Source organism: Bradyrhizobium sp. AZCC 1578, assembly GCF_036924675.1.
Taxonomy (GTDB): domain Bacteria; phylum Pseudomonadota; class Alphaproteobacteria; order Rhizobiales; family Xanthobacteraceae; genus Bradyrhizobium.
This window is the reverse complement of sequence record NZ_JAZHRZ010000001.1, coordinates 3,597,280-3,621,017: the sequence shown is the minus strand read 5'-3', so window position 1 is coordinate 3,621,017 and position 23,738 is coordinate 3,597,280. Positions and strand designations below refer to the sequence as shown.

The following is a 23,738-nucleotide window of genomic DNA, read 5'->3' as shown; positions in this document are numbered from 1 at the left end:
GAGAGACAATCATGATTCAACGTTTTCCCGGGCTTACGCCAACCCGTAGCCGTGCCGTCGCTCACGACGATCTGGTATTCACGGTGGCTGTCGCGCCCGACCCGGTCACCCCGTCGATGTACGAGCAGAGCGTAAAGGCGCTCGCCCGGATCGACGAAAGCCTCGCGCTGTGCGGCACGGACAAGAGCAAGATTCTCTCGGCTATCGTCTACATCACCGATATCAAACGCAAAGGCGAGATGAACCGTGCCTGGGATGAATGGGTCGATACGAAAAATCCGCCAATGCGCGCCTGCATCGGCGTCGATCTCGAGCCGCCGCATATCGTGGAGATCGTGGTGACGGCCGTGAAGTGAGCCTCGGCACAGCGCTCAAGCGGGTCAGTAAGCCTCTTTCGCGTCCGCCTCTTCGCTGGTCTGCACCAGATCGAGGCTCGCCTCGACCTTTCCGAGCAGCCTTGCGAAATCCTTGCGCTCCTGCGTGGACAGGCAGGAGAGAATCTCCTGTTCCCTGCGCAGTAGCCGTGGGATCAACTCCTCATAGAGCGCTTCGCCCTTGTGCGTCAGACGCAGGCGGAATTCGCGGCGGTCGTCCTCGTTCTCGACGCGCTCGATGATCTCTCGCTTCATCAGCGACGTGACTGCGCGGCTGATGGTGGATTTGTGGGTGCGGGTGCAGTGGGCGATGTATTGCGCGCTGCAGGCATCGTGGCGGAAGCCGAGCGTCGCCAGCACGCGCCATTCCGGAATATCGAGCCCATAGCGCGCCGCATACTCGGCCGAGAGTGCGGAGCTAACTTCGGCCGCCAGTCGGTTAAGCCGGAACGGCACGAACTTGAAGAGGTCCAGTCGTGCGGTCCTTTTCTGCGCGCTCTCTTCCCGCGGACCAGCCGCCATTTCGCCTGACATCGCTTTTGGCAAGAATCGCCTCGATTTGAGTTGACGCCGGACCCGGCCGGGGGTTTAAGATAGTTGCATGTGAGACTAATTAGCAGGGTTGCAGGCCGCTAGCCAGCGTTTTCGAGCGAACTGGATACCGGTTCGCGTCGAGAAAACGCGTCAAAACAAGATCTCTAGTCACGGGTTGACCCGCATGGCGCTGACTAAGACCCAATTCGGCTATCGTCGCCACTCCGACCAGGATCGGGCGGGTGCGAACGTGGCCGAGCACCCGATCGTCGTTGTGGGCGCTGGTCCAGTGGGGCTGTCGCTTGCGATCGGTATGGCGCAGCGCGGGCAAGCGGTCGTGCTGCTCGACGACGCTGACCGGATCGGCGAGGGCTCGCGGGCGATCTGCTTCTCGAAACGCTCGCTCGAATTCTGGGACCGGCTCGGCATCGGCCAGCGCATGGTCGACAAGGGCGTGGTGTGGAGCGTCGGCAAGATCTTTCACGGCGACTCCCAGCTCTATCAATTCAATTTGCTGCCCGAGGAGGGGCACAAGCGGCCGGCCTTCATCAACCTGCAGCAATTCTACGCGGAAGCCTATCTGGTCGATCGTGTCGAGGAACTCCCCGAGATCGACCTGCGCTGGCGCAACAAGGTGACCGGGCTCGAGCCGCACAACGACCATGTGGTGCTGACGATCCAGACGCCGGACGGCCCCTATCGGCTGGCGGCGCAATACGTGGTCGCCTGCGACGGTGCCCGATCCTCGCTGCGGCAAATGGTGGGAGCGGAGTTTGCGGGCCAGGTGTTCGAAGACCAGTTCCTGATTGCCGACGTCAAGATGACGGCGGCATTTCCGACCGAGCGCTGGTTCTGGTTCGATCCGCCGTTCCATGCTGGACGCTCCGCACTTCTGCACAAGCAGCCCGATGATATCTGGCGGATCGACCTGCAGCTCAGCCGGGATGCCGATCCGGCGGTTGAAAAGCTGCCGGAAAACGTGCGGCCGCGCATCGCCCGCATGCTCGGTCATGACAAGTTCGATTTCGAATGGATATCGCTGTACAAATTCCAGTGCCGGCGGATGAACAAGTTCATCCATGGCCGGGTAATCTTTGCCGGCGATGCCGCCCATCAGGTCTCACCGTTCGGCGCGCGTGGCGCCAATTCCGGGCTCGAGGACGCCGAGAATCTGGCATGGAAACTCGATCGCGTGCTGCGGGGTATCTCGCCCGAGGCGCTGCTCGAGAGTTATCATATCGAGCGCAGCGCCGCGGCCGACGAGAACATCCGCGAATCCACCCGCTCGACCGATTTCATGGCGCCCAACTCCCACCAGGAGGCGCGGTTGCGCAAGGCGGTGCTATCGCTCGCCCGGGAAACCGAGTTCGGTAAGCGGATGGTGAATGCCGGCCGTCTCTCGACGCCCTCGATCTACGAAACGCCGCTTTCGACCGCCGATGGCGATTCATGGCGCGGCGGCCCGCGTCCCGGCGCCTCGATGCCGGACGCGCCGGTTGCAGGCCAGAGCGGCGAACCGATGTATCTCACCGATGCTTTCATCGGGGCGGGAACGGGGTTCACGCTGCTGGAGTTTAGCAATGGAGCTATGCCGGAGCTGCCTGAGGAAATAGCCACAATCCGGATTGGCGGCAAAGGCGGTCTGGCCGATTCTGCAGGTCTTGCTGCTACGCGTTACGACGCCGAGCCCGGCACGGCCTATCTGCTGCGTCCCGATGGCTACGTCGCGGCGCGCTTTCGGCGTCCGACCCGGGCGGCACTCGACGCCGCGCTCGCGCGTGCTGCGGGTCATAACTGAGGTTTCGTCATGGCGCTATCAACCAGTTCGAACTTTGCCAAGCCTGATGACGCGTTCCGCGCCGTCGTCGAGGCGCATCGTGGACTGAACGACGAGCAAAGCGCCGATCTCGATGCGGCACTGGTTCTCATCCTCGCCAATCACATCGGCGACCTCGATGTGCTGAAGGAGGCGATCGCGCTCGCCGCTCGGCGGATGCTCGATGCAAGCCACCAGCAACAGCAGCAGCAACAGCAACAATAATTCGCGTCTCGAACGAAGTCAGGAATCGAATTGATGGCTAAAGGTTTCGCGTCCACCACCGATCTCGCGGAGAAGAAAATCACCTTCTCCGAAATCGGCACTGATCTCTACGCGTTCACCGCCGAGGGCGATCCGAACTCCGCGATCATCGTTGGCGACGATGGCTGCCTTGTGTTCGACGCGCAGGCGACGCCGGCGATGGCCAACAAGGTGATCGAGCGGGTTCGGACCGTCACCGACAAGCCGATCAAATATGTCGTGCTGTCGCATTATCACGCCGTGCGCGTGCTCGGCGCTTCCGCCTACAAGGCGCAGGGCATCGTGGCGTCGGCCGAAACCTATCGGCTGATCGAGGAGCGCGGCCAGCAGGATTGGGATTCCGAATACGGCCGCTTTCCCCGCCTGTTCCAGGATGCGCAAAGCATTCCCGGGCTGACTTGGCCGACGCTGACCTTTGAAGGCGAGATGTCGATTTACTTAGGAAAACGCGAGGTTCGGCTGATGCAACTCGGTGCCGGGCATACGTCGGGCGATATCGTAGCCTGGGTGCCGGATGCCGAAGTGATGTTTTCCGGCGACCTCATCGAATATCACTCGGCCTGCTATTGCGGCGATGCGCATTTGCGCGAATGGCCGATGACGCTGAACGAAATCCGCGCCTTCAATCCGAAGGCGATCGCGCCGGGCCGCGGCGACGCGCTGAAAGGTCTGTCGACCGGGCGCGACGCGATCGCGATGACGCGCGGCTTCGTCACGACGCTCTATGGCGCCGCGGAAAGCTCGGTTGCCAAGGGCCGCACGCTGAAAGAGACCTTTGCCGCGACGCGCGAGGTGATGGATCCAAAATTTTCCAGCTTCGCCATTTACGAGCACTGCCTGCCGTTCAACGTCTCGCGCGCGTTCGACGAGGCTTCGGGAATAGACGATCCCGTGATCTGGACCGACAAGCGCGACCAGGAAATGTGGGCCGCCCTGCAAGGAGGAGGATAGACCATGAATATCAACACCTCGCCTGATCAGATCGTTCGCAGCAGCGCACAACTGACGCCGGGCTATATGTCCGGTTTCGGCAACAGTTTTGAAACCGAGGCCTTGCCCGGCGCGCTGCCGATGGGCCGCAATTCGCCGCAGCGCTGCGCCTACGGGCTCTACGCTGAACAGCTCTCCGGTTCGCCGTTCACCGCGCCACGCGGCAGCAATGAGCGCTCCTGGCTCTATCGCATCCGCCCATCGGTGAAGCATTCGGGCCGCTTTGAAAAGGTCGATGCCGGACTGTGGCGCACCGCGCCGTGCCACGAATATGATTTGCCGATTGCGCAACTGCGCTGGGATCCGGCGCCGATCCCGAAGGAAGACAAGACTTTCCTGCAGGGCGTGCAGACCATGACGACAGCGGGCGACGCCAATACGCAAGGAGGCATGGCCGCGCACGTCTATCTCATCACCAAGTCAATGGTCGATCAGCATTTCTACAATGCCGATGGCGAGATGATGTTTGTCGCGCAGCAGAGCAACCTGCGCCTTGTCACCGAATTCGGCCGCATCGATATCGAGCCGGGCGAGATCGCGGTGATTCCGCGCGGCGTGAAATTCCGGGTGGAGATTCCGAATGGACCTGCGCGCGGCTATCTCTGCGAGAATTACGGCGGCGCCTTCACGCTGCCGGAACGCGGGCCGATCGGCGCCAACTGCCTCGCCAATTCGCGCGACTTCCTCACGCCGGTCGCTAGCTATGAGGACAAGGACACGCCGACGGAACTGTACGTGAAATGGGGCGGCTCGCTGTTCAAGACGACGCTGCCGCATTCGCCGATCGACGTGGTGGCCTGGCACGGCAATTACGCGCCCTACAAATACGACCTGCGCACCTTCTCGCCGGTCGGCGCCATCAGCTTCGACCATCCCGATCCCTCGATCTTCACGGTGCTGACCTCGCCGTCGGAGACCGCGGGCACCGCGAACATCGACTTCGTCATCTTCCCGGAGCGCTGGGCGGTCGCCGAAAACACCTTCCGCCCGCCCTGGTATCACATGAACATCATGAGTGAGTTTATGGGGCTGATCTACGGCGTGTATGACGCCAAGCCGCAGGGTTTTGTTCCGGGCGGCATCAGCTTGCACAACTGCATGCTGCCGCACGGCCCCGACCGCGAGGCCTTCGACCATGCCAGCAACGGCGAGCTAAAGCCGGTAAAGCTGACGGGCACCATGGCCTTCATGTTCGAAACGCGTTTTCCGCAGCGGGTGACCCAGCACGCGGCGACGTCGGCGACCTTGCAGGACGACTACGCCAATTGCTGGAAGGGCCTCGAGAAGCGGTTCGATCCGAACAAGCCGTGATCGCTTACCCTCCCCTGGAGGGGGAGGGTCGGCTCGCATGAGCGCAGCGAAATGCGAGACGGGGTGGGGTGATCTCTCAACACGGGCACTGTTCGAGAGGAGAGACCGTCATCCCACCCCGCCGCTCATTTCATGAGCGTCGACCCACGAGCGAGCTTCGCTCGTCTCGGACCCCTCCAGGGGAGGGTGAAAGAACCAGCCCTAGTGATATTCGGGAAAACCATGCCCCACCCCAACGATCCCAAACTCCGCTCCTTCATCCCCGTCGATCCCACTTCCCATTTCCCGATCCAGAATCTCCCTTACGGCGTGTTCTCCGCCAAGGACGGGCTCGCCCCACGCATCGGTGTAGCGATCGGCGATTACGTGCTCGACCTCTGGCAGCTCGCGCAGGACTGCCGCTTCGATCTCGTTGAGCCGGCGGTATTCGCCGCGCCGCAGCTCAATGCGTTCATGGCGATGGGGCCAAAGGTCTGGTCGAGCGCGCGGGCGCGGATCAGCGAGCTTCTGCGGGATGATCATCCCGAACTTCGTGACAATGAGAAACTCCGCAAGCGCGCGCTGGTGCCGATGGCGGACGTGAAGCTGCACCTGCCGTTCGCGGTCTCCGGCTACACCGATTTCTATTCGTCCAAGGTGCACGCCACCAATGTCGGCGTGATGTTCCGCGGCAAGGACAATGCGCTGCAGCCGAACTGGCTGCACATGCCGATCGGCTATAACGGCCGCGCATCGACGGTTGTCGTCAGCGGCACGCCGGTGCGCCGGCCGCGCGGCCAATTGAAGCCGCCGACGGCCGACATGCCGAGTTTCGGCCCCTGCAAGCGGCTCGATTTCGAGTTGGAAATGGGCGTGGTGATCGGCCAGCCATCGGTGATGGGCGAAATGCTCACCGAGAAGCAGGCCGAAGAGATGATCTTCGGTTTCGTCATCCTGAACGACTGGAGCGCGCGCGACATCCAGCAGTGGGAATACGTCCCGCTCGGCCCGTTCCAGGCAAAAGTGTTCGCGACCTCGATCAGCCCGTGGGTGGTGACGCGCGAGGCACTGGAGCCGTTCCGTCTTCATGGCCCTGCGCAGGATCCGAAGCCGCTGCCGTACCTGCAGCAGACGCAGCCGAACAATTACGACATGGCGCTAGAGGTAGACTTGCGCGCCGCGCCGATGAACGCGCCGAAAAACATCAGCCGCACCAATTTCAAATACATGTACTGGTCGTCGGTGCAGCAGCTCGTGCACCATGCTTCATCCGGCTGCGCCATGAATGTCGGCGATCTCTTAGGCTCCGGCACCATCTCCGGTCCGGAGAAGGACCAGCGCGGCAGCCTGTTGGAGATAAGCTGGAACGGCACCGAGCCGGTCGAACTGGCCGAGGGCGTGAAGCGCTCGTTCCTGGAGGATGGCGACTCGCTCGTGATGCGCGGCTGGTGCCAGGGCGACGGCTATCGCGTCGGTTTTGGCGAGGTCGAGGGGACGATCTTGGCGGCGGGGTAACTCCCTCCCCGTCATTGCGAGGAGCGAAGCGACGAAGCAATCCATCTCTCCTCACGCGCGGTGGGATGGATTGCTTCGCTCCGCTCGCAATGACGTGGAGACTTCAGCGCTCCTGCGGCGGTATATCCCGCAGCCGCGCACAGTGCGCGGCAATATCCTCAAGGCTGTACTTCAAATGCACCCGCTTGTCCGACGGCGGGTGCTTGACGACGCACACGCCCGGCCGTCGCTCGGTCGCGGGCCGGATCGGCCGCCGCTCAAAACCGCCGCCGCAGTTCGGGCAGACATTATGCAGCTTGGTCTCGACGCAATCCGCGCAGAACGTACATTCATACGAGCAGATGCGCGCATCCATCGCATTCGGCGGCAGGTCCTTGTCGCAATATTCGCAGTTCGGTCGGAGTTGCAGCGCCATGCGTGGTCTCGTGGGGTGATTCCTGCAGATCATCGCAAATGGGATCGGGAACGCGAATGACGAAATTCCCTCGATTTGGGCCATGCGGCCCCAGTGCCTCATCGAACCGCTTCACTTCAACGGCAGCCGTACGCTCTCCTTCAGCCGGTCCAGCACGACCGACGAGCGGACATGCGCGACACTCTGGTGCGGCATCAGCACGTTGTTGACGAGATCCGAGAGGTCCTTGAGGTCGCGCAGCACCACTTTCAGCACATAATCGGCGTCGCCCGTGAGCGAATAGGCCTCCTGGATGTCGTCGACGCGGTTGACCAGTGCGCGGAATTTCTTGGCGTTGTCGGGCGAATGCGTCGCCAGCGTAATGTGAATGAAGGCGATGAGGTTGAAGCCGAGCGCCTCGCCGGCGAGGTCGGCGTGGTAGCCGGCGATGACCTTTTCCTCCTCGAGCCGCATCCGCCGCCGCGAGCATTGCGAGGCGGACAGGCCGACGAGGTCGGCCAGTTGCTGGTTGGTCAGCCGGCCGTCATCCTGCAGCGCGGCCAGCATTTTGAGGTCGAAGGCGTCCACGGGGATCATGCGTCAATTGCCGGTTTCGTGCACGAATTGTGCGAGATGATAGCCTAATGTCCCTCGGTTTGCATGCACTTTGCGCCCGCTTCGCCTGATATTGATCTAGATCAATTTACGGGAGTTTAGCCATGGGTCCGTTTCCGCATGACGCGCCAGCCGCCACCATCAGCGCCGACAACCCGATGGGCACTGACGGTTTCGAGTTCGTCGAGTATGCGCATCCGAACCCGGAAGAGCTGCACGCGCTGTTCAAGCTGATGGGCTATGCTCCTGTCGCCCGCCACAAGACCAAGAAGATCACGGTCTATCGCCAGGGCGACATCAATAATCTCGTCAACGAGGAGCCGGGCACCCATGGCCATGGCTTTGTTGCCGCGCATGGGCCTTGCGCGCCGTCGATGGCGTTCCGCGTGGTCGACGCCAAGCAAGCCTACGATCGCGCGCTCTCGCTCGGCGCGGAGCCGGCTGATGTTTCGTCCGCTCAAAAGACGCTCGACGTTCCCGCCATCAAGGGCATCGGCGGCAGCCTACTCTATTTCACCGACCGTTACGGCGCCAAGGGATCGGCCTATGATCTCGAGTTCGAATGGCTTGATACGCGCGATCCTCGGCCCGCCGGCGCCGGGCTCTATTACATCGATCACCTCACCCACAACGTCCATCGCGGTCGCATGGACGTCTGGACCGGCTTCTACGAAAGACTGTTCAACTTCCGCCAGATTCGCTTCTTCGACATCGAGGGCCGCGCGTCCGGCCTGTTCTCGCGTGCGCTGACCAGCCCGGACGGCAAGATCCGGATCCCGATCAACGAGGATGCCGGTGACTCCGGACAGATCGAGGAATATCTCAACATCTATCGCGGCGAGGGCATCCAGCACATCGCCTGCGGCGCGCGGGACATCTACCGCACCGTCGAGACGCTGCGCGAAGCCGGATTACCGTTCATGCCGTCGCCGCCGGACACCTATTTCGAGAAGATCGACGCGCGCCTGCCGCAGCACGGTGAGGATGTCGCCCGCCTGCAACGCGACGGCATTCTCATTGACGGCGAGGGCGTGGTCGATGGTGGCCACACCAAGGTGCTCTTGCAGATCTTTTCCGCGAACGCGATCGGGCCGATCTTCTTCGAATTTATCCAGCGCAAGGGCGATGACGGCTTTGGTGAGGGCAACTTCAAGGCGCTGTTCGAATCGATCGAGGAGGATCAGATCCGGCGAGGCGTGTTGAAGGTGGGGAATGCGGCGTAAGCTGTTGTCGTCCCGGCCTTGAGCCGGGACCCATACGCCGTGTCGTTTGTATTGAGAGCCGCCGTTCGACGGCTTTCGTCCAACAATCAAATCCTGTGGTTATGGGTCCCCGCGCCCCGTGCGCAATTGCGCACTAGGCGGGGACGACGAGAGAGTTTACCTCCCCGCCTTCCACGCGCTCGCCAATTCCGCCAGCTCCACCTTCTCCGCATCCCTGATCGCCGACGGCGTGCGCGAGAAGCGCGGGGCAGGCGCGGGCTGCGTCACGCCATGACGCTCGACGAACACCTGACGCGCCGCCATGTGCGGATGCTTCGGCGCTTCCGTCATGGTCAGGATCGGCGCGAAGCAGATGTCGGTGCCTTCCATGATCTTGCACCAGTCCTCGCGCGTCTTGCTCTTGAACACCTTGGTCAGCTTCTCCTTCAAAGCCGGCCAGGCCTTGCGGTCCATCTGGGCGTCGAAATCGGCGTCGGTGAGGCCGGCATGCTGGCGCAGCAGCGCGTAGAACTGCGGTTCGATCGAGCCGATCGAAATGAAGTTGCCGCAGGAACATTCATAGATGCCGTAGAAATGCGCGCCGCCGTCGAGAAAATTCTGCTCGCGCCCTTCCACCCAGCGGCCGATCGCGGTCATGTCGAAGAACATCGACATCAGCGACGCCGCGCCGTCGCACATCGCCGCATCCACCACCTGGCCCTTGCCGGACTTCGACGCTTCCAATAGCGCCGCCAGCACGCCGACCACGAGATAGAGCGCGCCGCCGCCGAAATCGCCGACCAGATTGAGCGGCGGCACCGGCTTTTCCTTAGGTCCGATCGCCGCAAGCGCGCCGGTGACCGAGATGTAGTTGATGTCGTGGCCGGCCGCGTGCGCCAGCGGGCCTTCCTGGCCCCAGCCGGTCATCCGGCCGAACACCAGCCGCGGGTTGCGCGCCATCACCACATCGGGTCCGAGGCCCAGCCGCTCCATCACGCCGGGGCGAAAGCCCTCGATCAGCGCGTCGGCATGGCTAAGCAGATCCAACACCTGCGCGACCGCGGCCTTGTCCTTGAGGTCGAGCTCGACCACTTTCCGGCCGCGCCCCGCCACCGATTTCAAATTCTTCTTCGCGCCGATGCGGTCGAGCGTCACGACTTCCGCGCCCATGTCGGCCAGCATCATGCAGGCGAACGGGCCCGGGCCGATGCCGGCGAATTCGACGATGCGGAAGCCTGCGAGCGGGCCGGAGGTGCGGGTGGCGGATTGGGTGGCTGGTTGATCGAGCACGTTGTTTTCTCTCCCAAAGAAACGTCGAAGGGAACGCCTTAATTAGTTGATTAGCTAAATTGTCCCGCCGAAGCGAGGCCCTGGCAAGCTTCTTTTGCCGAAAATCGAGCCAAAATACGAAAGCGGCGCGCATCGCTGCGCGCCGCTCAATATCAACGTCGCGTCCAGGTGCTGATCAGCCCGCCGCGGTCACCGCGCGCTGCGCCATCACCTTAACCAGGTTGGCGCGATAGTCCGAGGTGCCGTGGATGTCGTTCATCAGGCCGTCGGCGGAAATGTTGATGCTATCGAGCGCGGCGGCGGACCAGTTGGCCTTCAGCGCCGCCTCGATCACGGGCACCCGCATCACGCCGTTTTGCGATGCGCCGGTGGCTGCGGCGCGGACGTCACCCGCCGGGGTTCTTGCGACGAACACGCCGGTCAGCGCGAAGCGCGACGCCGGATGGTTGAACTTCGCGTAGCCCGCTTTGTCCTGAACCGGGAACGATACCGCAGTGATGATTTCGCCATCTTCCAGCGCCGTCGAGAACAGGCCCTTGAAGAAATCATCCGCCGATATCGAACGCTTGTTGGTCTTCACGGTGGCCCCGCACGCCAGCACCGCCGCCGGATAGTCGGCCGCGGGATCGTTGTTGGCGAGCGAGCCGCCGATGGTGCCGCGATGCCGCACCGCCGGGTCGCCGATCAGCGAGGCGAGGTAAGCCAATGCCGGGATCGCCTTTTGCACGGTTTCGCTTGAGGCCACGTCGGAATGGGTCGTCGCCGCCTTGATCATGATTCCGTCCCCGGTTGGCTCGATGCCGACCAGCTCCTTGATCTTGCAGAGATCAATCACGTCGGATGGCGAGGCTAGCCGTTGCTTCATCACCGGAATCAGCGTGTGGCCGCCCGCCAAATATTTCGCATCCGAACCCTTGGTGAACAGGCTTGCCGCTTCGTCGACCGAAGAGGGGCGGTGATAGGTTGTCTGGTACATGGCTGTGCTCCCTCTTACGCGTTGCCGTGGATCGCATGCCAGACGCGATCGGGCGTCGCCGGCATTTCGAGTTTGTTGTTGCCGATCGCATCCGTGATCGCGTTGATGACGGCAGCCGAAGCGCCGATCGCGCCCGCCTCGCCGCAGCCCTTGACGCCGAGCGGATTGCCCGGACATAGCGTCGTCGTGTGCGACAGCTTGAAGGACGGCAGGTCATCCGCGCGCGGCATGGTGTAATCCATGAACGACGCGGTCACGAGCTGGCCGGAAGCGTCGTACACCACGCCCTCCAGCAATGCCTGGCCGATGCCCTGGGCGAGGCCGCCATGGACCTGGCCTTCGACGATCATCGGGTTGATCAGCCGGCCGAAATCATCCGCCGCCACGAAGTTGACGAAGGTGCTCTTGCCGGTGCCGGCATCGACTTCCATTTCGCAGATATAGGCGCCGGCCGGGAAGGTGAAGTTGGTCGGATCGTAGAACGCGCCCTCCTTCAGGCCCGGCTCCATGCCATCAGGCAGGTTGTGCGCGGTGTAGGCGGCGAGCGCGACCATCGGCAGCGCCAGCGACTTGTCGGTGCCGGCGACCTTGAACTCGCCGTTCTCGATGACGATGTCGTTCTCGGAGGCCTCAAGCTGGTGCGCTGCGATCTTCTTGGCTTTCGCCTCGACCTTTTCCATCGCCTTCAGAATGGCGGTGAGGCCGACGGCCGCCGAGCGCGAGCCGTAGGTGCCCATGCCGAACTGCACCTTGTCGGTATCGCCATGGACGATCTGGACCTGGCTGATGGGCACGCCGAGCCGCTCGGCAATGAGCTGGCAGAACGTCGTCTCGTGGCCCTGGCCGTGGCTGTGCGATCCCGTGAGGATCTCAATGGTCCCAACCGGATTGACGCGCACTTCCGCCGATTCCCACAGGCCCACGCCGGCGCCGAGGCTGCCGACCGCCTTTGACGGCGCAATGCCGCAGGCCTCGATGTAACAGGAGATGCCGATGCCGCGCAGCTTGCCCTCGGACTTCGCTTTCGCCTTGCGGCCTGCGAAGCCTGCATAGTCGATCGCCTTCATCGCCGCATCTAGCGAGGCGTGGAAGTCGCCGATGTCATAGGCCATGATCACAGGCGTCTGATGCGGAAACTGCGTGATGAAATTCTTCTTCCGCAACTCTGCCGGATCGACCTTCAACTGCCGCGCCGCCGTCTCCATCAGCCGTTCGACCACAAAACTTGCCTCGGGCCGGCCCGCGCCGCGATAGGCGTCGACCGGAACAGTGTTGGTGTAGACGCTGATCACCTCGGCGAAGATGTTGGGAATGTTGTACTGGCCCGACAGCAGCGTCGCATAGAGATAGGTCGGCACCGAGGAGGAGAACAGCGACATGTAGCCGCCGAGATTGGCGTAAGTCTTGACGCGCAAGCCGGTGACCTTGTTGTCCTTGTCGAACGCCATCTCCGCCTTGGTGAGGTGATCGCGGCCATGCGCGTCGGTCAGGAAGGCCTCGGTGCGGTCGCCGGTCCACTTCACCGGACGACCGACCTTCTTGGAGGCCCACAGCGCCACCATCTCCTCGGGGTAGATGAAGATTTTTGAGCCGAAACCGCCGCCGACGTCAGGCGCCACCACCCGCAGCTTGTGCTCCTGCGCGATATTGTAGAACGCCGACAGCACGAGGCGGGCGACATGCGGATTCTGCGAGGTCGTGTAGAGCGTAAAGTGCTCTTCGGGCTCGTTATATTCCGCGATCGCCGCGCGCGGCTCCATCGCGTTCGGCACCAGGCGGTTGTTGGTGATGTCGAGCGAGACGACATTCGCCGCCGATTTGAAGGCAGCATCGGTCGCGGCTTCATCGCCGATGGTCCAGTCGTAGATCACGTTGCCCGGCGCTTCCGGGTGCAGTTGCGGCGCGCCCGGCGCGATCGCGGCGCGAATGTCAGGAACGGCAGGCAATTCCTCATAGTTGACGACCACGGCCTCAGCCGCGTCGCGGGCCTGGTTCTTGGTCTCGGCGATCACCACCGCGACCGCCTGACCGACGAAGCGCACGGTTTCCGGCGCCATCGCCGGCCATGCACCCATCTTCATGCCGGTGCCGTCCTTGGAGGTAATGGCCCAGCCGCAGATCAGATTGCCGATCTTGTCGTCGACGACCTGCTGGCCGGTCAGCACGCCGACCACGCCCGGCATCTTCATCGCCTCTGACGTATCGATGCTCTTGATCTTCGCATGTGCATGCGGGCTGCGGATGAAGTGTGCGTGGGTCATGCCCACCAGCTTGATATCGTCGACGTAACGGCCCTTGCCTGTGATGAAACGGCGGTCTTCCTTGCGCACGACGCTTGCGCCAATGCCTTCAACGCCCATTGTGTCCTCCCGACCGGAATTGTTGTTTCCGCGATTTCCAGCGAAACGCGGTATTGAATTCGGAAAATGCTGGCCTGCGGCGGCTATTCTGCCGCCTGCGCGACCTTCATGCGCCCAGCCGCGTCGAGCACCGCCTTGACGATGTTGTGGTAGCCGGTGCAGCGGCAGATATTGCCTTCCAACTCGTGCCGGACGGTCGCCTCGTCGAGATTGCCGTTGTGGCGGTGCACAATATCGATCGCCGACATGATCATGCCCGGGGTGCAGTAACCGCACTGCAGGCCGTGATTGTCACGGAACGCCGCCTGCATCGGGTGCAGTTCGCCGCCCTTGGCGATGCCCTCGATGGTGGTGACGGTCGAGCCCGCGGCCTGGCCGGCCAGCACGGTGCAGGATTTCACCGCCTGGCCGTCGATATGGACGACGCAGGCGCCGCACTGGCTGGTGTCGCAGCCGACATGCGTGCCCGTCAGGTTCAAATGGTCGCGAAGGAGATGGACGAGAAGGGTCCGGTCTTCGACCTCGGCCGAGACGGCCTTGCCGTTTACCGTCAGCTTGACTGTAGACACGCGTGGTACCTCCCGATGTTTTATAATTATTCCAATTAGAAACAGCGGCGAAGGAACTTGCAACTAGGATTTTGGTCGGCGCTGTCATTGTGATGACATTGGCGCGGCGTGCTTCGTGCCGAAGACTCTCGACGCGAATTTCTTTACCCTCCCCCTGGACGGGGAGGGTCGGTTCGCATGGAGCGCAGCGAAATGTGGGACGGGGTGGGGTGATCTCTCCACTCGGGTACTGCTCGCAGGGAGAGACCGTCACCCCACCCCGCCGCTCATTACATGAGCGTCGACCCACGAGCGAGCTTTGCTCGCCTCGGACCCCTCCAGGGGAGGGTAGGCGACGGCGGCACCTTGCAAGTTTTACCCAGATTTACCCGCCCTTATCCATTCTGCCTTAACTTTGCGCACCGGATCGGGGGCCAAGGCCTCCGATGCCTGTTTTTCAGAACGAAAACGGGGGGTGACGTGCGATTTCTCAAGCGTGGCGGCTCGTCTTTCAAGCTCCCGACCCTGCGGTTCCGCGCCAAGATCATGCTCGGCTTTGCCGTCGTGTTGGCGATTTCGGCCGCCAGCATGGGGTTTGCCTATCTCGGGTTCGAGCGGGTTTCGGCCGGCGTGGAGTCCTACCGGCGCAGCGTGCTGGAGGCCGACCTGTCGCGCGACATCGACCGCGAGTTGATTTCGTACCGGTCTCTCGCCCGCTATTTCGTGGCGACCGGAAAGGAAGAGGACAGCAAGACGGCGCTAGCCGCCGAAGCCGGCCTGAAGGACGCAATCATTGCCTCGATGAAGGGGACCACCAATCCGACGCGGCTCGAGCAGGTCGCGAAACTGGAGCGGGAGTTCCGCGCCTTCACCAAGATTTTCGCCGACATCGTCAAGGTCAAGGACGAGAGTGCGCGCATCACGCAGAACCAGCTCACCCGCACCGGCAACTCGCTGCGCTACAAGCTGGACGATCTCCCGAGTAATGCCGACGATGACGAAATGCCGGTGATCACGCTCGGCACGAAGAAGGTGACCGAGCAGTTTCAGGCGGTCACTGCGCTTGCCAATACGTTCGTGGTCAATTCGGACAAGACGGTCGCTGCCAGTGCGATGGCGCGCCTGAAATTCGTCGAGAACGCGCTCAAGGCGATTTCGTCGAACAACGAAAAGATCCGCGAGGGGATCAAGGAAATCTCCGGCATGCTGGAGGAGTACCAGAAGTCGCTCGCCAAGCTGGTCGACAATTCCAAGGAGATCGACGAGCTGACGTTGGAAATGACGGAATCGGCCGCCGCTATCAACAAGGGCTCGGGCGCCATGAAGTCGGACCTCCTGGCCGATCAGAAGAGGCTCGAAGCGGAGTCGGACGCGACCATCGGCGAGACCGAGCGGCTGATCCTGATCCTTGCCGCCGGCGGCTTTCTGCTCGGCTGTGTCTGGGCCTTCTTCCTCGGCAAAGGTATTTCCCGGCCGATGATTGCGATGTGCAACGCGATGCGCGAACTCGCCGCCGGCAATTTCGAAGTCGTGCTGCCCGGCCTCGGCCGCAAGGACGAACTTGGCGAGATGGCAAGCGCGGTCGAGGAGTTCAAGGTGCAGGCGATCGCCCGCGCCGAGCGCGACGCCGCCACCCAGGAAGCGCAGAACAAGGCGGCGAGTGCCGCGCGCCGCGCCGAACTCATTCGCTTCGCCGACGAATTCGAAGCCGCGGTCGGCGCCATCGTCTCCAACGTGTCGTCCTCGGCCGTGCAGCTCGAATCCGCTGCCGGCAAATTGACGCGGACGGCGGAAACCACCCAGAGCCTCGCGAGCCAGGTCGCCGGCGCCTCGGAAGAAGCCTCCACCAACATGCAGTCGGTGGCTTCCGCGACCGAGGAGCTGTCGACTTCCGTCGACGAGATCGGGCGGCGCGTCAAGGAATCCAGCCAGATTGCAGAGGCCGCCGTCCGTCAGGCCGAACAGACCGACGGGCGGATCGGCAAGCTGTCGCGTGCCGCGCAGGAGATCGGCGACGTGGTCAAGCTGATCACGGCGATTGCCGAGCAGACCAACCTTTTGGCGCTGAACGCCACCATCGAGGCCGCCCGCGCGGGCGATGCCGGCCGCGGCTTTGCCGTAGTTGCATCCGAAGTCAAATCGCTCGCCAGCCAGACCGCGAAGGCGACCGACGAGATTTCCAGTCACATCTCGGGCATGCAGGACGCGACGCAGGAATCGGTCGCCGCGATCAAGGAGATCGGCGGCACCATCGGCAGGATCTCAGACATCGCCGCGACGATCGCGAGCGCCGTCGAGCAGCAGAGCGCGGCAACGCAGGAAATTGCGCGCAGCGTCCAGAACGTCGCGGAAGGCACGCAGGAGGCCGCCGCCAACGTCATGCACGTCAACCGCGGCGCGACCGAAACCGGATCGGCGTCCGAGGAAGTGCTGAATTCGGCCCGCACGCTATCCAGCGAAAGCACGCGCCTTCGCGAAGAGCTCGACCGCTTCATGGCGAATATCAGGGCGGCGTAGCCGTCGCCACTCTCTCTCGTCATCGTCGCCCCTGCGAACGCAGGGGCCCATAACCACTGCTCGGAGTCGTTGAAGCAAAGCCGTCTCTCCGCGTGCCCCTTACGCCGGCCGCGGCGCATGGGTCCCTGCGTTCGCAGGGACGACGGAATAGAGGCGAAAGCCCCTCAACTTGTCGCCCCTGCGGACGCAGGGGCCCATAACCACCGCTCGGAGTCGTTGAAGCAAAGCTGTCCACCGCGTGCCCTTTACGGCGGCCGCGGCGTATGGGTCCCCTGCGTTCGCAGGGACGACGCGAAACTACTCCCTGCCGAACTGGTGCTTCAGCTCCACCTTCGCGCGCTCCAGCCGCGCGCGCTGCGTTTTCGGCAAGGTCTTGCCGGCGCGGTTGATGTAGAAGGTCAGCATCGAGAGTGCCGAGCGATAGGCGCCTGACTTGCGACGCGTACTGTGCTCGGCGGAGCGTTTGAGCGATGCCGCGATCTTCTTCGCGCTGGTCTGCTTGAAGACGCCGCGCTTCAGATCGAGCGCGTCGCTTTCCTGTGTCACGCGTTGCGACCACCGTTTCGGCGTTGATTTCTTCGCCGTTGTCGTGCGGCTGCTCTTCCGGGCTGCGGTCTTCCGTGGTGTGGTTTTTCGCCGTTCGGCCATGTTCGACTCCATTGCTGTTTTGCCGAAAACGGTCGCCCGATTATTCGGTTCCCTTCAATTGTGATGCCGCGAGATCGCGAACCCATACTAGGTCGTCGTCACCCGCGAAGGCGAAGGCGGGTGACCCAGCATTCAGAGACAGCAGCGATCGAATCGAGAGGCCTCGGCGTACTGGATTGCATGATGGCGTCGCCATCCTGTTGGATGGGGCGCCGGCGGCCCCTCGAGTACTGGTCAGGTCCTGCAAGACCGTGGGAATCTTAGGACCGCCGGCGTTACGGTCTGACACGCGCACGGTAGAGAGGGCCTGAGCCCGCATTGCAATCCGGCGTGCCGACCAGATGCATATTCTGTCGGAGAACAGCCACATGGACAAGATGGTGATCGGGGTGGACGTTGCCAAGGAGTGGATCGACATTGCGATCGCGGGTGACAGTCGGGTCAAGCGGATCGCGAACAGTGAGCGAGCGATTGACGCTTGGTTTATGCAGATCGGGGCCGGCTCGATCGGCCTGGTCGCGTTCGAGCCGACGGGCGGCTATGAGCGGCTTCTGCGACGGTGTCTCCGCCGCGCGAAGGTCGCCTTCAAGCAGGTGCACCCGAACGAAGTCGTCGCCTATCGCAGGCGGCGTGGCATCAAGGCCAAGACGGACCGCATCGACGCCAAATTGTTGGCCGACTTTGCCGCCGAGGAGCTCGCTCGCCGCGACATCGAGTCGGTTCCAGAGGCCGATGAGGTCTTACGTGAACTCGCATCGCGGCGCCGGCAGTTACAGGCTCTGCTGCATGCCGAGACCTGCCGCTGCGACGTGGCAGACAGCGCCATTGTGCGCAAGAGCCTGCGGGCGGTCATTGCCGCCCTTGAGCGTTCACTCGCTACGGTCGACAAGGCCATCGCCGAACGCATCGCAAGCTCCGCGCATGCCGAGACCAGCCGGCGGCGCAAACCTTCTGCGGTGTCGGCCCCGCCATCGCGGAAACATTGATCGCGGACCTGCCGGAACTCGGACATCTGTCAGGCAAGAAAATCGCGGCCCTTTGCGGCCTTGCCCCGCACACGCGCGACAGCGGCAAGCAGCACGGGCATGCGTCCATTGGTCATGGCCGCTCCAGCGTGCGCAAAGTGCTCTTCAACGGCGCCCGCAGCGCGATCCAGCACAATCCGGTCATGAAGGCCTTCTACCGACATCTGGTCGATGACAATCATCGCCTGGGCAAGGTCGCGCTCACCGCCGTCATGCGCAAAATGCTGGTGACGCTCAACGCCATGATCCGTGACCGATCAGATTGGAGACACGCAGCCAGGCCTGCGGCATGAGCCTTCGATCATGGCAAGCCAACGCGGCAGCGAGCGCAGCCGGTCAAGGCCGGCATCGCCGCCGCGCAGCGGTCGCCTTGACCGGCGAGCACGATGCCGCATTCTCGCCCATGATCGACCTCTTGACGAACATCACGGTAGATCCCTCGCTTTCGCGGAGGATGACAGCTTGTGGTGCTTCGGCACTCGTCGTCATTGCGAGCGGCAGCGAAGCAATCCATGCCGCCGCATAAGGAAAGGTGGATTGCTTCGCTGCGCTCGCAATGACGTCGGTCGGCCCCGCACGATACGCAGAGCACGGTAACAGCTATGCAATTTCGCCATGCGAAAGTCTCTGGAACCGCAACCTCTGAAAGGCGTTGTCTTCACGGCGGGCACCATGTTTGCCGCAATTGAGCGTGAAAACCCTGGGGCTGGGGCGTTCCGGGGTGTTTTTTCATTGGCCAAATCCGATGGATGTGAAAGCGATACGGCGAGGGGCGGCGGTGGCTGAAAGCGCGTCCATTACGCAGCAGGATAATGCTCGCATCGTCGAGACCAGCATACCGGCGCGGCTCGATTGCCTGCGCTGGGGTGGCTTTCACACCCGCGTCGTGGCCGCACTCGGCATCACCTGGATTCTGGACGGGCTGGAAGTCACGTTGGCGGGCGCCCTGTCGGGCGCGCTGAAGGAAAGCCCGACACTGCAATTTTCCAATTTCGATGTCGGTCTTGCTAACAGCGCCTATCTCGCGGGCGCCGTGCTCGGCGCGCTCGGCTTCGGTTGGCTGACGGACCGGATCGGGCGCAAGAAACTGTTCTTCATCACGCTCGCGGTCTATCTCAGCGCAACCGCGGCCACCGCGCTGTCGTGGAATGTCGCGAGTTACGCGCTGTTTCGTTTCCTGACCGGGGCCGGCATCGGCGGCGAATATACCGCGATCAATTCGACGATCCAGGAACTGGTGCCGGCGCGCTATCGCGGCTGGACCGATCTCGTGATCAACGGCAGTTTCTGGATCGGGGCTGCGATCGGCGCGGTCGCCGCCATCGTGCTGCTCGATCCCAACGTGCTCGCGCCGGATCTCGGCTGGCGGATGGCCTACTTCATCGGCGCCGCGCTCGGCCTGGTCATTTTCGTGATGCGGATGTGGATTCCGGAAAGCCCGCGTTGGCTGATGATCCATGGCCGTCCCGAGGAGGCGCACGCGATTGTCGACGGCATCGAGAGGTCGTCGAAGAGACATCCTGATCATGAGGCCGACGAAATATTCCCGAAGATCCGCTTACGGATGCGCAGCCACACGCCGCTTGGCGAGGTGGCGCAAACGCTGTTCACGACCTATCGGCAGCGTTCGCTGGTTGGACTGGTGCTGATGGCCTCGCAGGCGTTTTTCTACAATGCCATCTTCTTCACCTTCGCGCTGGTGCTGACCGATTTCTTCGGCATTCCGTCAAACGACGTCGGCTGGTACATCCTGCCCTTTGCGGCGGGCAATTTCCTCGGGCCGTTGTTGCTCGGCCGTCTCTTCGATACGCTCGGCCGCCGCGCGATGATTGCGGCGACCTATGGCATTTCCGGCCTGTTGCTAGCGCTATCGGGCTACCTGTTCTCGATTGGCGCCTTGAGCGCGCAGACCCAGACCATCGCCTGGATGGTGATCTTCTTCTTTGCCTCGCCAGCGGCGAGTGCGGCCTATCTGACCGTCAGCGAGACGTTTCCGCTGGAGGTGCGCGCGCTCGCGATTGCGCTGTTCTACGCGATTGGAACGGGCATCGGCGGCGTAGCGGGACCGGCGCTGTTCGGTGCGCTGGTCGATACCGGATCGCGCAACAGCGTTTTCGCCGGCTACCTGTTCGGGTCGGCATTGATGATCGTGGCCGCCGCTGTCGCGTGGCGGTATGCCGTTGCGGCCGAGCGCAAATCGCTCGAATCTGTCGCACGGCCGCTTGCATGTGTGGAGTAGGATGAGATGGACGACATGAATCAGGATCTGGCCGAAATGTCATTGGAAGACGATATCGCCCGCGAAGACGATGCCGCGCTGGAAACAGTTCCGGTGCCACGCTCGATGGTGCCGCACTTAAGCGAGTCCGCCATTCTGCTCGACATTGACGGCACGCTGCTCGATCTGATGCCGACGCCGCGCGAAGTGTGGGTGCCGCCGGGGCTGGCGAAGACATTGAACCGCCTGCTGGTCAGGACCAACGGCGCGCTGGCGCTGGTCAGCGGCCGTTCGCTCAACGATATCGACCTGATTTTCGCGCCCGATCAATTCCCTGCCGTCGGCGGCCACGGCGCCGAAATGCGGATCGAACCGGACAGCGAGGCGGTGGCCGCCCACGCTCCGCCGATGGACAAGGAGTTGAAGCGCCGGCTGGCGGCGATCGCAAAGCTGAGCCCGGGAATATTGCTGGAGGACAAGGGCTACTCGCTGGCGCTGCACTATCGCCTCGCGCCGCATGCCGAGAAGGCGATTTATGCCGCGGTGTCGCTGATCCGGGCCGATCTGCCCAATGCGCCGATCGAAGTGTTGCCCGGCAAATGTGTCTGCGAGATCAAGCACTCCGGCTTCACCAAGGCGAGCGGGGTGCGCGAATTGATGACGCGCGAGCCGTTCAAGGGGCGCCGTCCGTTCTTCATCGGCGACGACGTTACCGACGAGAGCGTCTTTGCGATCATGCCCGACCTGGATGGCCTCGCCTTCTCCGTCGGCCGCCGTGCCAAAGGCGTGGCCGGACACTTCGATGCGCCCAGCGACGTCAGGGAATTCCTTACACACCTGCTTGATGACGAAAGGGACGCATCTCTGCCATAATGTTTTTCGTCCCGTCGAGTTTCGAACATAGATTCTCGCGCTTGGCGCCGAGGTTCGCGGCAAATTTTATTTTTCGTGAGTTCCGGTGAGTTCCTGCACGCTGCAGCCCGAATTTGGTTTCAATTCGTTGAAAGGGTGATCAGGAACCATATTGATGAACGGTTGTTAACGCGAGCGTACCAACGGGAGGGGACCTGTGAACCTCGTCGTCGTTTCTAACCGCGTTTCGCGCGGAAAACCCAACGAACCCATGACGGGGGGACTCGCGGCGGCGTTGTTGCCGATCGTAGAGAAGTCGGGTGCTATCTGGGTTGGTTCCAGCGGACGGGTTCGCGACGGGAACCAGAAGGAACCATTTGCCGAGATCGAAGCGCTTGGCGCCGGCGCACTGGCGATGCTGGACCTGCCGGCCGCGCATTACGGCGGCTATTACGAAGGTTTTGCGAATTCCGCATTATGGCCGGCGCTGCATTCGCGCGCCGATCTGATCCGCGCGTCGCATGAGGACTATCTCAGCTATCGCGAAGTGAACGCCTTCATGGCGCGCGCGCTGTTGCGATTCCGAAAAGCGGATTCCGCGTTCTGGATTCAGGACTACCATTTCCTCGCGCTCGGCGCCGAACTGCGCGATCTCCGCGTCACCGAGCCGATCGGTTTCTTCCTCCATACGCCATGGCCGGCCCGTTCGGTGATCGGCGGCGTGCCGCACCATCGCGAGTTGGTCGAGGCGATGCTGGCCTATGATTTGATCGGCTTCCAGACCGAGGAAGACTGCGAGAATTTCCTGGCTTACGCGCAGTCCGACCTCGGCCTCGTCGTGCATGACGGCGTCATCATTTCGCGCTACGGCCGAACGCGCGCTGCGGTATTTCCGATCGGCATCGATCCCCAGCTATTCGCGCAGTTGGCAACGAAGGCGTCGACCCATCCCGATGTCTCGCGGCTGCGGCGCAGCCTGAATGGCGAGAAGCTCGCGATCGGGGTTGACCGGCTGGATTATTCCAAGGGTCTGATCAACCGCATCAAGGCGTTCGACCGGATGTGGACCTTGCACCCGTCGCTGGCGCGCACGGTGTCGTTGCTGCAGATCGCAACGCCGTCGCGCGGTGCGATCGAGGCCTACGGCAATCTGCAGAGCGAGGTCGCAAGGTTGGTCAGCGACGTTAACGGTGTTCACGGTGAAGTCGACTGGACGCCGATCCGTTATCTCAACAAGGGCTTCGGCCAGGCCGTGCTCGCCGGCCTCTATCGCACTGCGCAGGTCGGCGTGGTCACGCCGCTGCAGGACGGCATGAATCTCGTCGCAAAGGAATATGTCGCCGCGCAAAACCCGGTCGACCCCGGCGTGCTCGTGCTGTCGAAATTCGCCGGCGCCTCCAACGAACTCGACACTGCGCTGTTGGTCAATCCGCACGACATCGACGGCATGGCGCGCACCATTGCGATCGCGCTGTCGATGCCGCTGACTGAACGGCGGATGCGCTGGGAGGCGATGATGGCGAAGCTGCGCGGCCATACCATCCAGCAATGGTTCGCCGACTTCACCGACGCGCTGCGCGAAAGTCAGCTCGATCGCAGCGAACTGGCGCCTGTCCTGGCGGAGCCCCCGCTATGGCCGCTTCGTTCCGCCAGCAACAACACCGCGCGGTATCATTAGAGCGTTTTCCAGCGAAGTGGACACCGGTTCGCGTCAAGAAAACGCGTCAAAACAGGAATCTAGAGCCCGGTTCTGATTCAATCAGAACCGAAAAGGCTCTGGGACCCGGCTCAACCGAGCCAACGTCTCATCCTGAGGTCCGAAATGAAAGTGCCCGGCAACCCAAGCCGCACTTAATGGCAATATGACACGCCATCCAGCACCGGGCAGCGCGCCTTGTTCGGCGCGCTCGGATTTTCCATCGGCACCATGCCGCCGCCCTTGCCTGAGCCGGCGAACACGCCGGGGCCGATGACGACGGACGATTTGTTGCCGATGATGACGCTCGGATGCGGCGAGGCCAGCCTCGATCGCGAGCCGTCGGCCCACACGATGGCGTCGCCCGCGAAGACGCCGCGCCGGCCGTCATCGCAGCTTACATCCACGCCCTGACGCATGCAGGCCTGTGCCATCGCCGGGCCCGCCGCGGCGCCCGCATACGCCGATAAAAGGATAGCGAACAGAAGCGCCCGCGCGATGATCATGCCGTCCTCCACCGATTGCGTTGCCACTGTGGTCGTCGATCGTGGCCGGATTCCGGTTCAAGGGCCCGGAAAGCACTGATCGTCCGACGCTGAACGTGCCAAATTGCC

Annotated in this window: 22 protein-coding genes; 13 read left to right on the top strand and 9 right to left on the bottom strand. The window is 62.8% G+C overall.

The window, feature by feature from the left end:
* The first annotated feature begins 11 nt into the window (after nucleotides 1-11).
* Nucleotides 12-356 carry a RidA family protein gene (locus tag V1290_RS17215; RefSeq protein WP_334365514.1) on the top strand — a complete coding sequence of 115 codons (345 nt, stop codon included), beginning with the start codon at nucleotides 12-14 and terminating at the stop codon, nucleotides 354-356.
* 24 nt (nucleotides 357-380) lie between these two features.
* Here the strand turns inward: V1290_RS17215 and V1290_RS17210 are convergent, their stop codons facing one another.
* Complete coding sequence (locus tag V1290_RS17210) at nucleotides 381-908, bottom strand: MarR family winged helix-turn-helix transcriptional regulator (RefSeq protein ID WP_334369063.1); 528 nt, start codon at nucleotides 906-908, stop codon at nucleotides 381-383.
* Nucleotides 909-1,092: 184 nt separating this feature from the next.
* Here V1290_RS17210 and V1290_RS17205 point away from each other — a divergent pair, with 184 nt between their 5' ends.
* From V1290_RS17205 to fahA, 5 genes are all read left to right on the top strand, one after another.
* Complete coding sequence (locus V1290_RS17205; RefSeq protein WP_334365513.1) at nucleotides 1,093-2,706, top strand: FAD-dependent oxidoreductase; 1,614 nt, start codon at nucleotides 1,093-1,095, stop codon at nucleotides 2,704-2,706.
* A 9-nt stretch (nucleotides 2,707-2,715) separates the two neighbouring features.
* On the top strand, nucleotides 2,716-2,949 hold the full coding sequence (locus tag V1290_RS17200) for a DUF2783 domain-containing protein (RefSeq protein WP_334365512.1): 234 nt from the start codon (nucleotides 2,716-2,718) through the stop codon (nucleotides 2,947-2,949).
* A 33-nt stretch (nucleotides 2,950-2,982) separates the two neighbouring features.
* Nucleotides 2,983-3,939, top strand: a complete 957-nt coding sequence (locus V1290_RS17195; RefSeq protein ID WP_334365511.1) for an MBL fold metallo-hydrolase — start codon at nucleotides 2,983-2,985, stop codon at nucleotides 3,937-3,939.
* A gap of 3 nt (nucleotides 3,940-3,942) precedes the next feature.
* Entirely contained in the window at nucleotides 3,943-5,289 is a 1,347-nt protein-coding gene (gene hmgA, locus V1290_RS17190; protein WP_334365510.1) for a homogentisate 1,2-dioxygenase, read from the top strand.
* 222 nt (nucleotides 5,290-5,511) lie between these two features.
* Nucleotides 5,512-6,783: a fumarylacetoacetase gene (fahA, locus tag V1290_RS17185; RefSeq protein ID WP_334365509.1), complete on the top strand. Its 1,272-nt coding sequence runs from the start codon at nucleotides 5,512-5,514 to the stop codon at nucleotides 6,781-6,783.
* Nucleotides 6,784-6,886: 103 nt separating this feature from the next.
* Here fahA and V1290_RS17180 read toward each other — a convergent pair whose 3' ends face one another.
* A complete protein-coding gene (locus tag V1290_RS17180; protein ID WP_334365508.1) occupies nucleotides 6,887-7,198 on the bottom strand; it encodes a DUF1272 domain-containing protein in 312 nt (103 codons plus the stop codon).
* Nucleotides 7,199-7,309: 111 nt separating this feature from the next.
* Entirely contained in the window at nucleotides 7,310-7,774 is a 465-nt protein-coding gene (locus tag V1290_RS17175; RefSeq protein ID WP_334365507.1) for an Lrp/AsnC family transcriptional regulator, read from the bottom strand.
* 122 nt (nucleotides 7,775-7,896) lie between these two features.
* Here V1290_RS17175 and hppD point away from each other — a divergent pair, with 122 nt between their 5' ends.
* Nucleotides 7,897-9,015, top strand: a complete 1,119-nt coding sequence (gene hppD / locus V1290_RS17170) for a 4-hydroxyphenylpyruvate dioxygenase (RefSeq protein ID WP_334365506.1) — start codon at nucleotides 7,897-7,899, stop codon at nucleotides 9,013-9,015.
* A gap of 156 nt (nucleotides 9,016-9,171) precedes the next feature.
* On the opposite strand, the gene V1290_RS17165 is transcribed toward hppD, so the two are convergent.
* The 4 genes from V1290_RS17165 to V1290_RS17150 all read right to left on the bottom strand — a co-directional run bounded on the left by V1290_RS17165 (nucleotide 9,172) and on the right by V1290_RS17150 (nucleotide 14,189).
* Nucleotides 9,172-10,284 carry a CaiB/BaiF CoA transferase family protein gene (locus V1290_RS17165; protein ID WP_334365505.1) on the bottom strand — a complete coding sequence of 371 codons (1,113 nt, stop codon included), beginning with the start codon at nucleotides 10,282-10,284 and terminating at the stop codon, nucleotides 9,172-9,174.
* Nucleotides 10,285-10,459: 175 nt separating this feature from the next.
* Nucleotides 10,460-11,260 carry an FAD binding domain-containing protein gene (locus V1290_RS17160; RefSeq protein ID WP_334365504.1) on the bottom strand — a complete coding sequence of 267 codons (801 nt, stop codon included), beginning with the start codon at nucleotides 11,258-11,260 and terminating at the stop codon, nucleotides 10,460-10,462.
* A gap of 14 nt (nucleotides 11,261-11,274) precedes the next feature.
* Nucleotides 11,275-13,620: a xanthine dehydrogenase family protein molybdopterin-binding subunit gene (locus tag V1290_RS17155; RefSeq protein WP_334365503.1), complete on the bottom strand. Its 2,346-nt coding sequence runs from the start codon at nucleotides 13,618-13,620 to the stop codon at nucleotides 11,275-11,277.
* A gap of 83 nt (nucleotides 13,621-13,703) precedes the next feature.
* Nucleotides 13,704-14,189, bottom strand: coding sequence for a (2Fe-2S)-binding protein (locus V1290_RS17150; RefSeq protein ID WP_334365502.1), 486 nt, complete (start codon nucleotides 14,187-14,189; stop codon nucleotides 13,704-13,706).
* Between the two features lie 525 nt (nucleotides 14,190-14,714).
* Between V1290_RS17150 and V1290_RS17145 the strand changes: the two genes are divergently transcribed.
* Complete coding sequence (locus V1290_RS17145) at nucleotides 14,715-16,685, top strand: methyl-accepting chemotaxis protein (RefSeq protein WP_334369062.1); 1,971 nt, start codon at nucleotides 14,715-14,717, stop codon at nucleotides 16,683-16,685.
* A 297-nt stretch (nucleotides 16,686-16,982) separates the two neighbouring features.
* Here V1290_RS17145 and V1290_RS17140 read toward each other — a convergent pair whose 3' ends face one another.
* On the bottom strand, nucleotides 16,983-17,333 hold the full coding sequence (locus tag V1290_RS17140; RefSeq protein WP_334365501.1) for a DUF3175 domain-containing protein: 351 nt from the start codon (nucleotides 17,331-17,333) through the stop codon (nucleotides 16,983-16,985).
* A gap of 368 nt (nucleotides 17,334-17,701) precedes the next feature.
* Here V1290_RS17140 and V1290_RS17135 point away from each other — a divergent pair, with 368 nt between their 5' ends.
* The 5 genes from V1290_RS17135 (at nucleotide 17,702) to V1290_RS17115 (ending at nucleotide 23,106) form a co-directional block, all read left to right on the top strand.
* Complete coding sequence (locus V1290_RS17135; RefSeq protein WP_334365500.1) at nucleotides 17,702-18,319, top strand: IS110 family transposase; 618 nt, start codon at nucleotides 17,702-17,704, stop codon at nucleotides 18,317-18,319.
* Nucleotides 18,316-18,651, top strand: coding sequence for a transposase (locus V1290_RS17130; RefSeq protein ID WP_334365499.1), 336 nt, complete (start codon nucleotides 18,316-18,318; stop codon nucleotides 18,649-18,651). The genes V1290_RS17135 and V1290_RS17130 overlap by 4 nt, the downstream gene beginning before the upstream one ends.
* Before the next feature lie 452 nt (nucleotides 18,652-19,103).
* A complete protein-coding gene (locus tag V1290_RS17125; protein ID WP_334365498.1) occupies nucleotides 19,104-20,597 on the top strand; it encodes an MFS transporter in 1,494 nt (497 codons plus the stop codon).
* A 15-nt stretch (nucleotides 20,598-20,612) separates the two neighbouring features.
* A complete protein-coding gene (gene otsB, locus V1290_RS17120; RefSeq protein WP_334369061.1) occupies nucleotides 20,613-21,449 on the top strand; it encodes a trehalose-phosphatase in 837 nt (278 codons plus the stop codon).
* 196 nt (nucleotides 21,450-21,645) lie between these two features.
* On the top strand, nucleotides 21,646-23,106 hold the full coding sequence (locus V1290_RS17115) for a trehalose-6-phosphate synthase (protein WP_334365497.1): 1,461 nt from the start codon (nucleotides 21,646-21,648) through the stop codon (nucleotides 23,104-23,106).
* A gap of 173 nt (nucleotides 23,107-23,279) precedes the next feature.
* Here the strand turns inward: V1290_RS17115 and V1290_RS17110 are convergent, their stop codons facing one another.
* A complete protein-coding gene (locus tag V1290_RS17110; protein WP_334365496.1) occupies nucleotides 23,280-23,630 on the bottom strand; it encodes a hypothetical protein in 351 nt (116 codons plus the stop codon).
* Between the last annotated feature and the right edge of the window lie 108 nt (nucleotides 23,631-23,738).

Excerpts from the sequence above, each read along its gene's own strand:
- V1290_RS17140 (WP_334365501.1), bottom strand. The coding sequence starts at position 17,333 with ATGGCCGAACGGCGAAAAACCACACCACGGAAGACCGCAGCCCGGAAG.
- fahA (WP_334365509.1), top strand. The coding sequence starts at position 5,512 with ATGCCCCACCCCAACGATCCCAAACTCCGCTCCTTCATCCCCGTCGAT.
- V1290_RS17135 (WP_334365500.1), top strand. The coding sequence starts at position 17,702 with ATGGACAAGATGGTGATCGGGGTGGACGTTGCCAAGGAGTGGATCGAC.
- V1290_RS17205 (WP_334365513.1), top strand. The coding sequence starts at position 1,093 with ATGGCGCTGACTAAGACCCAATTCGGCTATCGTCGCCACTCCGACCAG.
- V1290_RS17215 (WP_334365514.1), top strand. The coding sequence starts at position 12 with ATGATTCAACGTTTTCCCGGGCTTACGCCAACCCGTAGCCGTGCCGTC.
- V1290_RS17145 (WP_334369062.1), top strand. The coding sequence starts at position 14,715 with ATGCTCGGCTTTGCCGTCGTGTTGGCGATTTCGGCCGCCAGCATGGGG.
- V1290_RS17195 (WP_334365511.1), top strand. The coding sequence starts at position 2,983 with ATGGCTAAAGGTTTCGCGTCCACCACCGATCTCGCGGAGAAGAAAATC.
- V1290_RS17210 (WP_334369063.1), bottom strand. The coding sequence starts at position 908 with ATGTCAGGCGAAATGGCGGCTGGTCCGCGGGAAGAGAGCGCGCAGAAA.
- V1290_RS17175 (WP_334365507.1), bottom strand. The coding sequence starts at position 7,774 with ATGATCCCCGTGGACGCCTTCGACCTCAAAATGCTGGCCGCGCTGCAG.
- V1290_RS17125 (WP_334365498.1), top strand. The coding sequence starts at position 19,104 with ATGGATGTGAAAGCGATACGGCGAGGGGCGGCGGTGGCTGAAAGCGCG.
- V1290_RS17200 (WP_334365512.1), top strand. The coding sequence starts at position 2,716 with ATGGCGCTATCAACCAGTTCGAACTTTGCCAAGCCTGATGACGCGTTC.
- V1290_RS17110 (WP_334365496.1), bottom strand. The coding sequence starts at position 23,630 with ATGATCATCGCGCGGGCGCTTCTGTTCGCTATCCTTTTATCGGCGTAT.
- hppD (WP_334365506.1), top strand. The coding sequence starts at position 7,897 with ATGGGTCCGTTTCCGCATGACGCGCCAGCCGCCACCATCAGCGCCGAC.
- otsB (WP_334369061.1), top strand. The coding sequence starts at position 20,613 with ATGAATCAGGATCTGGCCGAAATGTCATTGGAAGACGATATCGCCCGC.
- V1290_RS17160 (WP_334365504.1), bottom strand. The coding sequence starts at position 11,260 with ATGTACCAGACAACCTATCACCGCCCCTCTTCGGTCGACGAAGCGGCA.
- hmgA (WP_334365510.1), top strand. The coding sequence starts at position 3,943 with ATGAATATCAACACCTCGCCTGATCAGATCGTTCGCAGCAGCGCACAA.
- V1290_RS17155 (WP_334365503.1), bottom strand. The coding sequence starts at position 13,620 with ATGGGCGTTGAAGGCATTGGCGCAAGCGTCGTGCGCAAGGAAGACCGC.
- V1290_RS17180 (WP_334365508.1), bottom strand. The coding sequence starts at position 7,198 with ATGGCGCTGCAACTCCGACCGAACTGCGAATATTGCGACAAGGACCTG.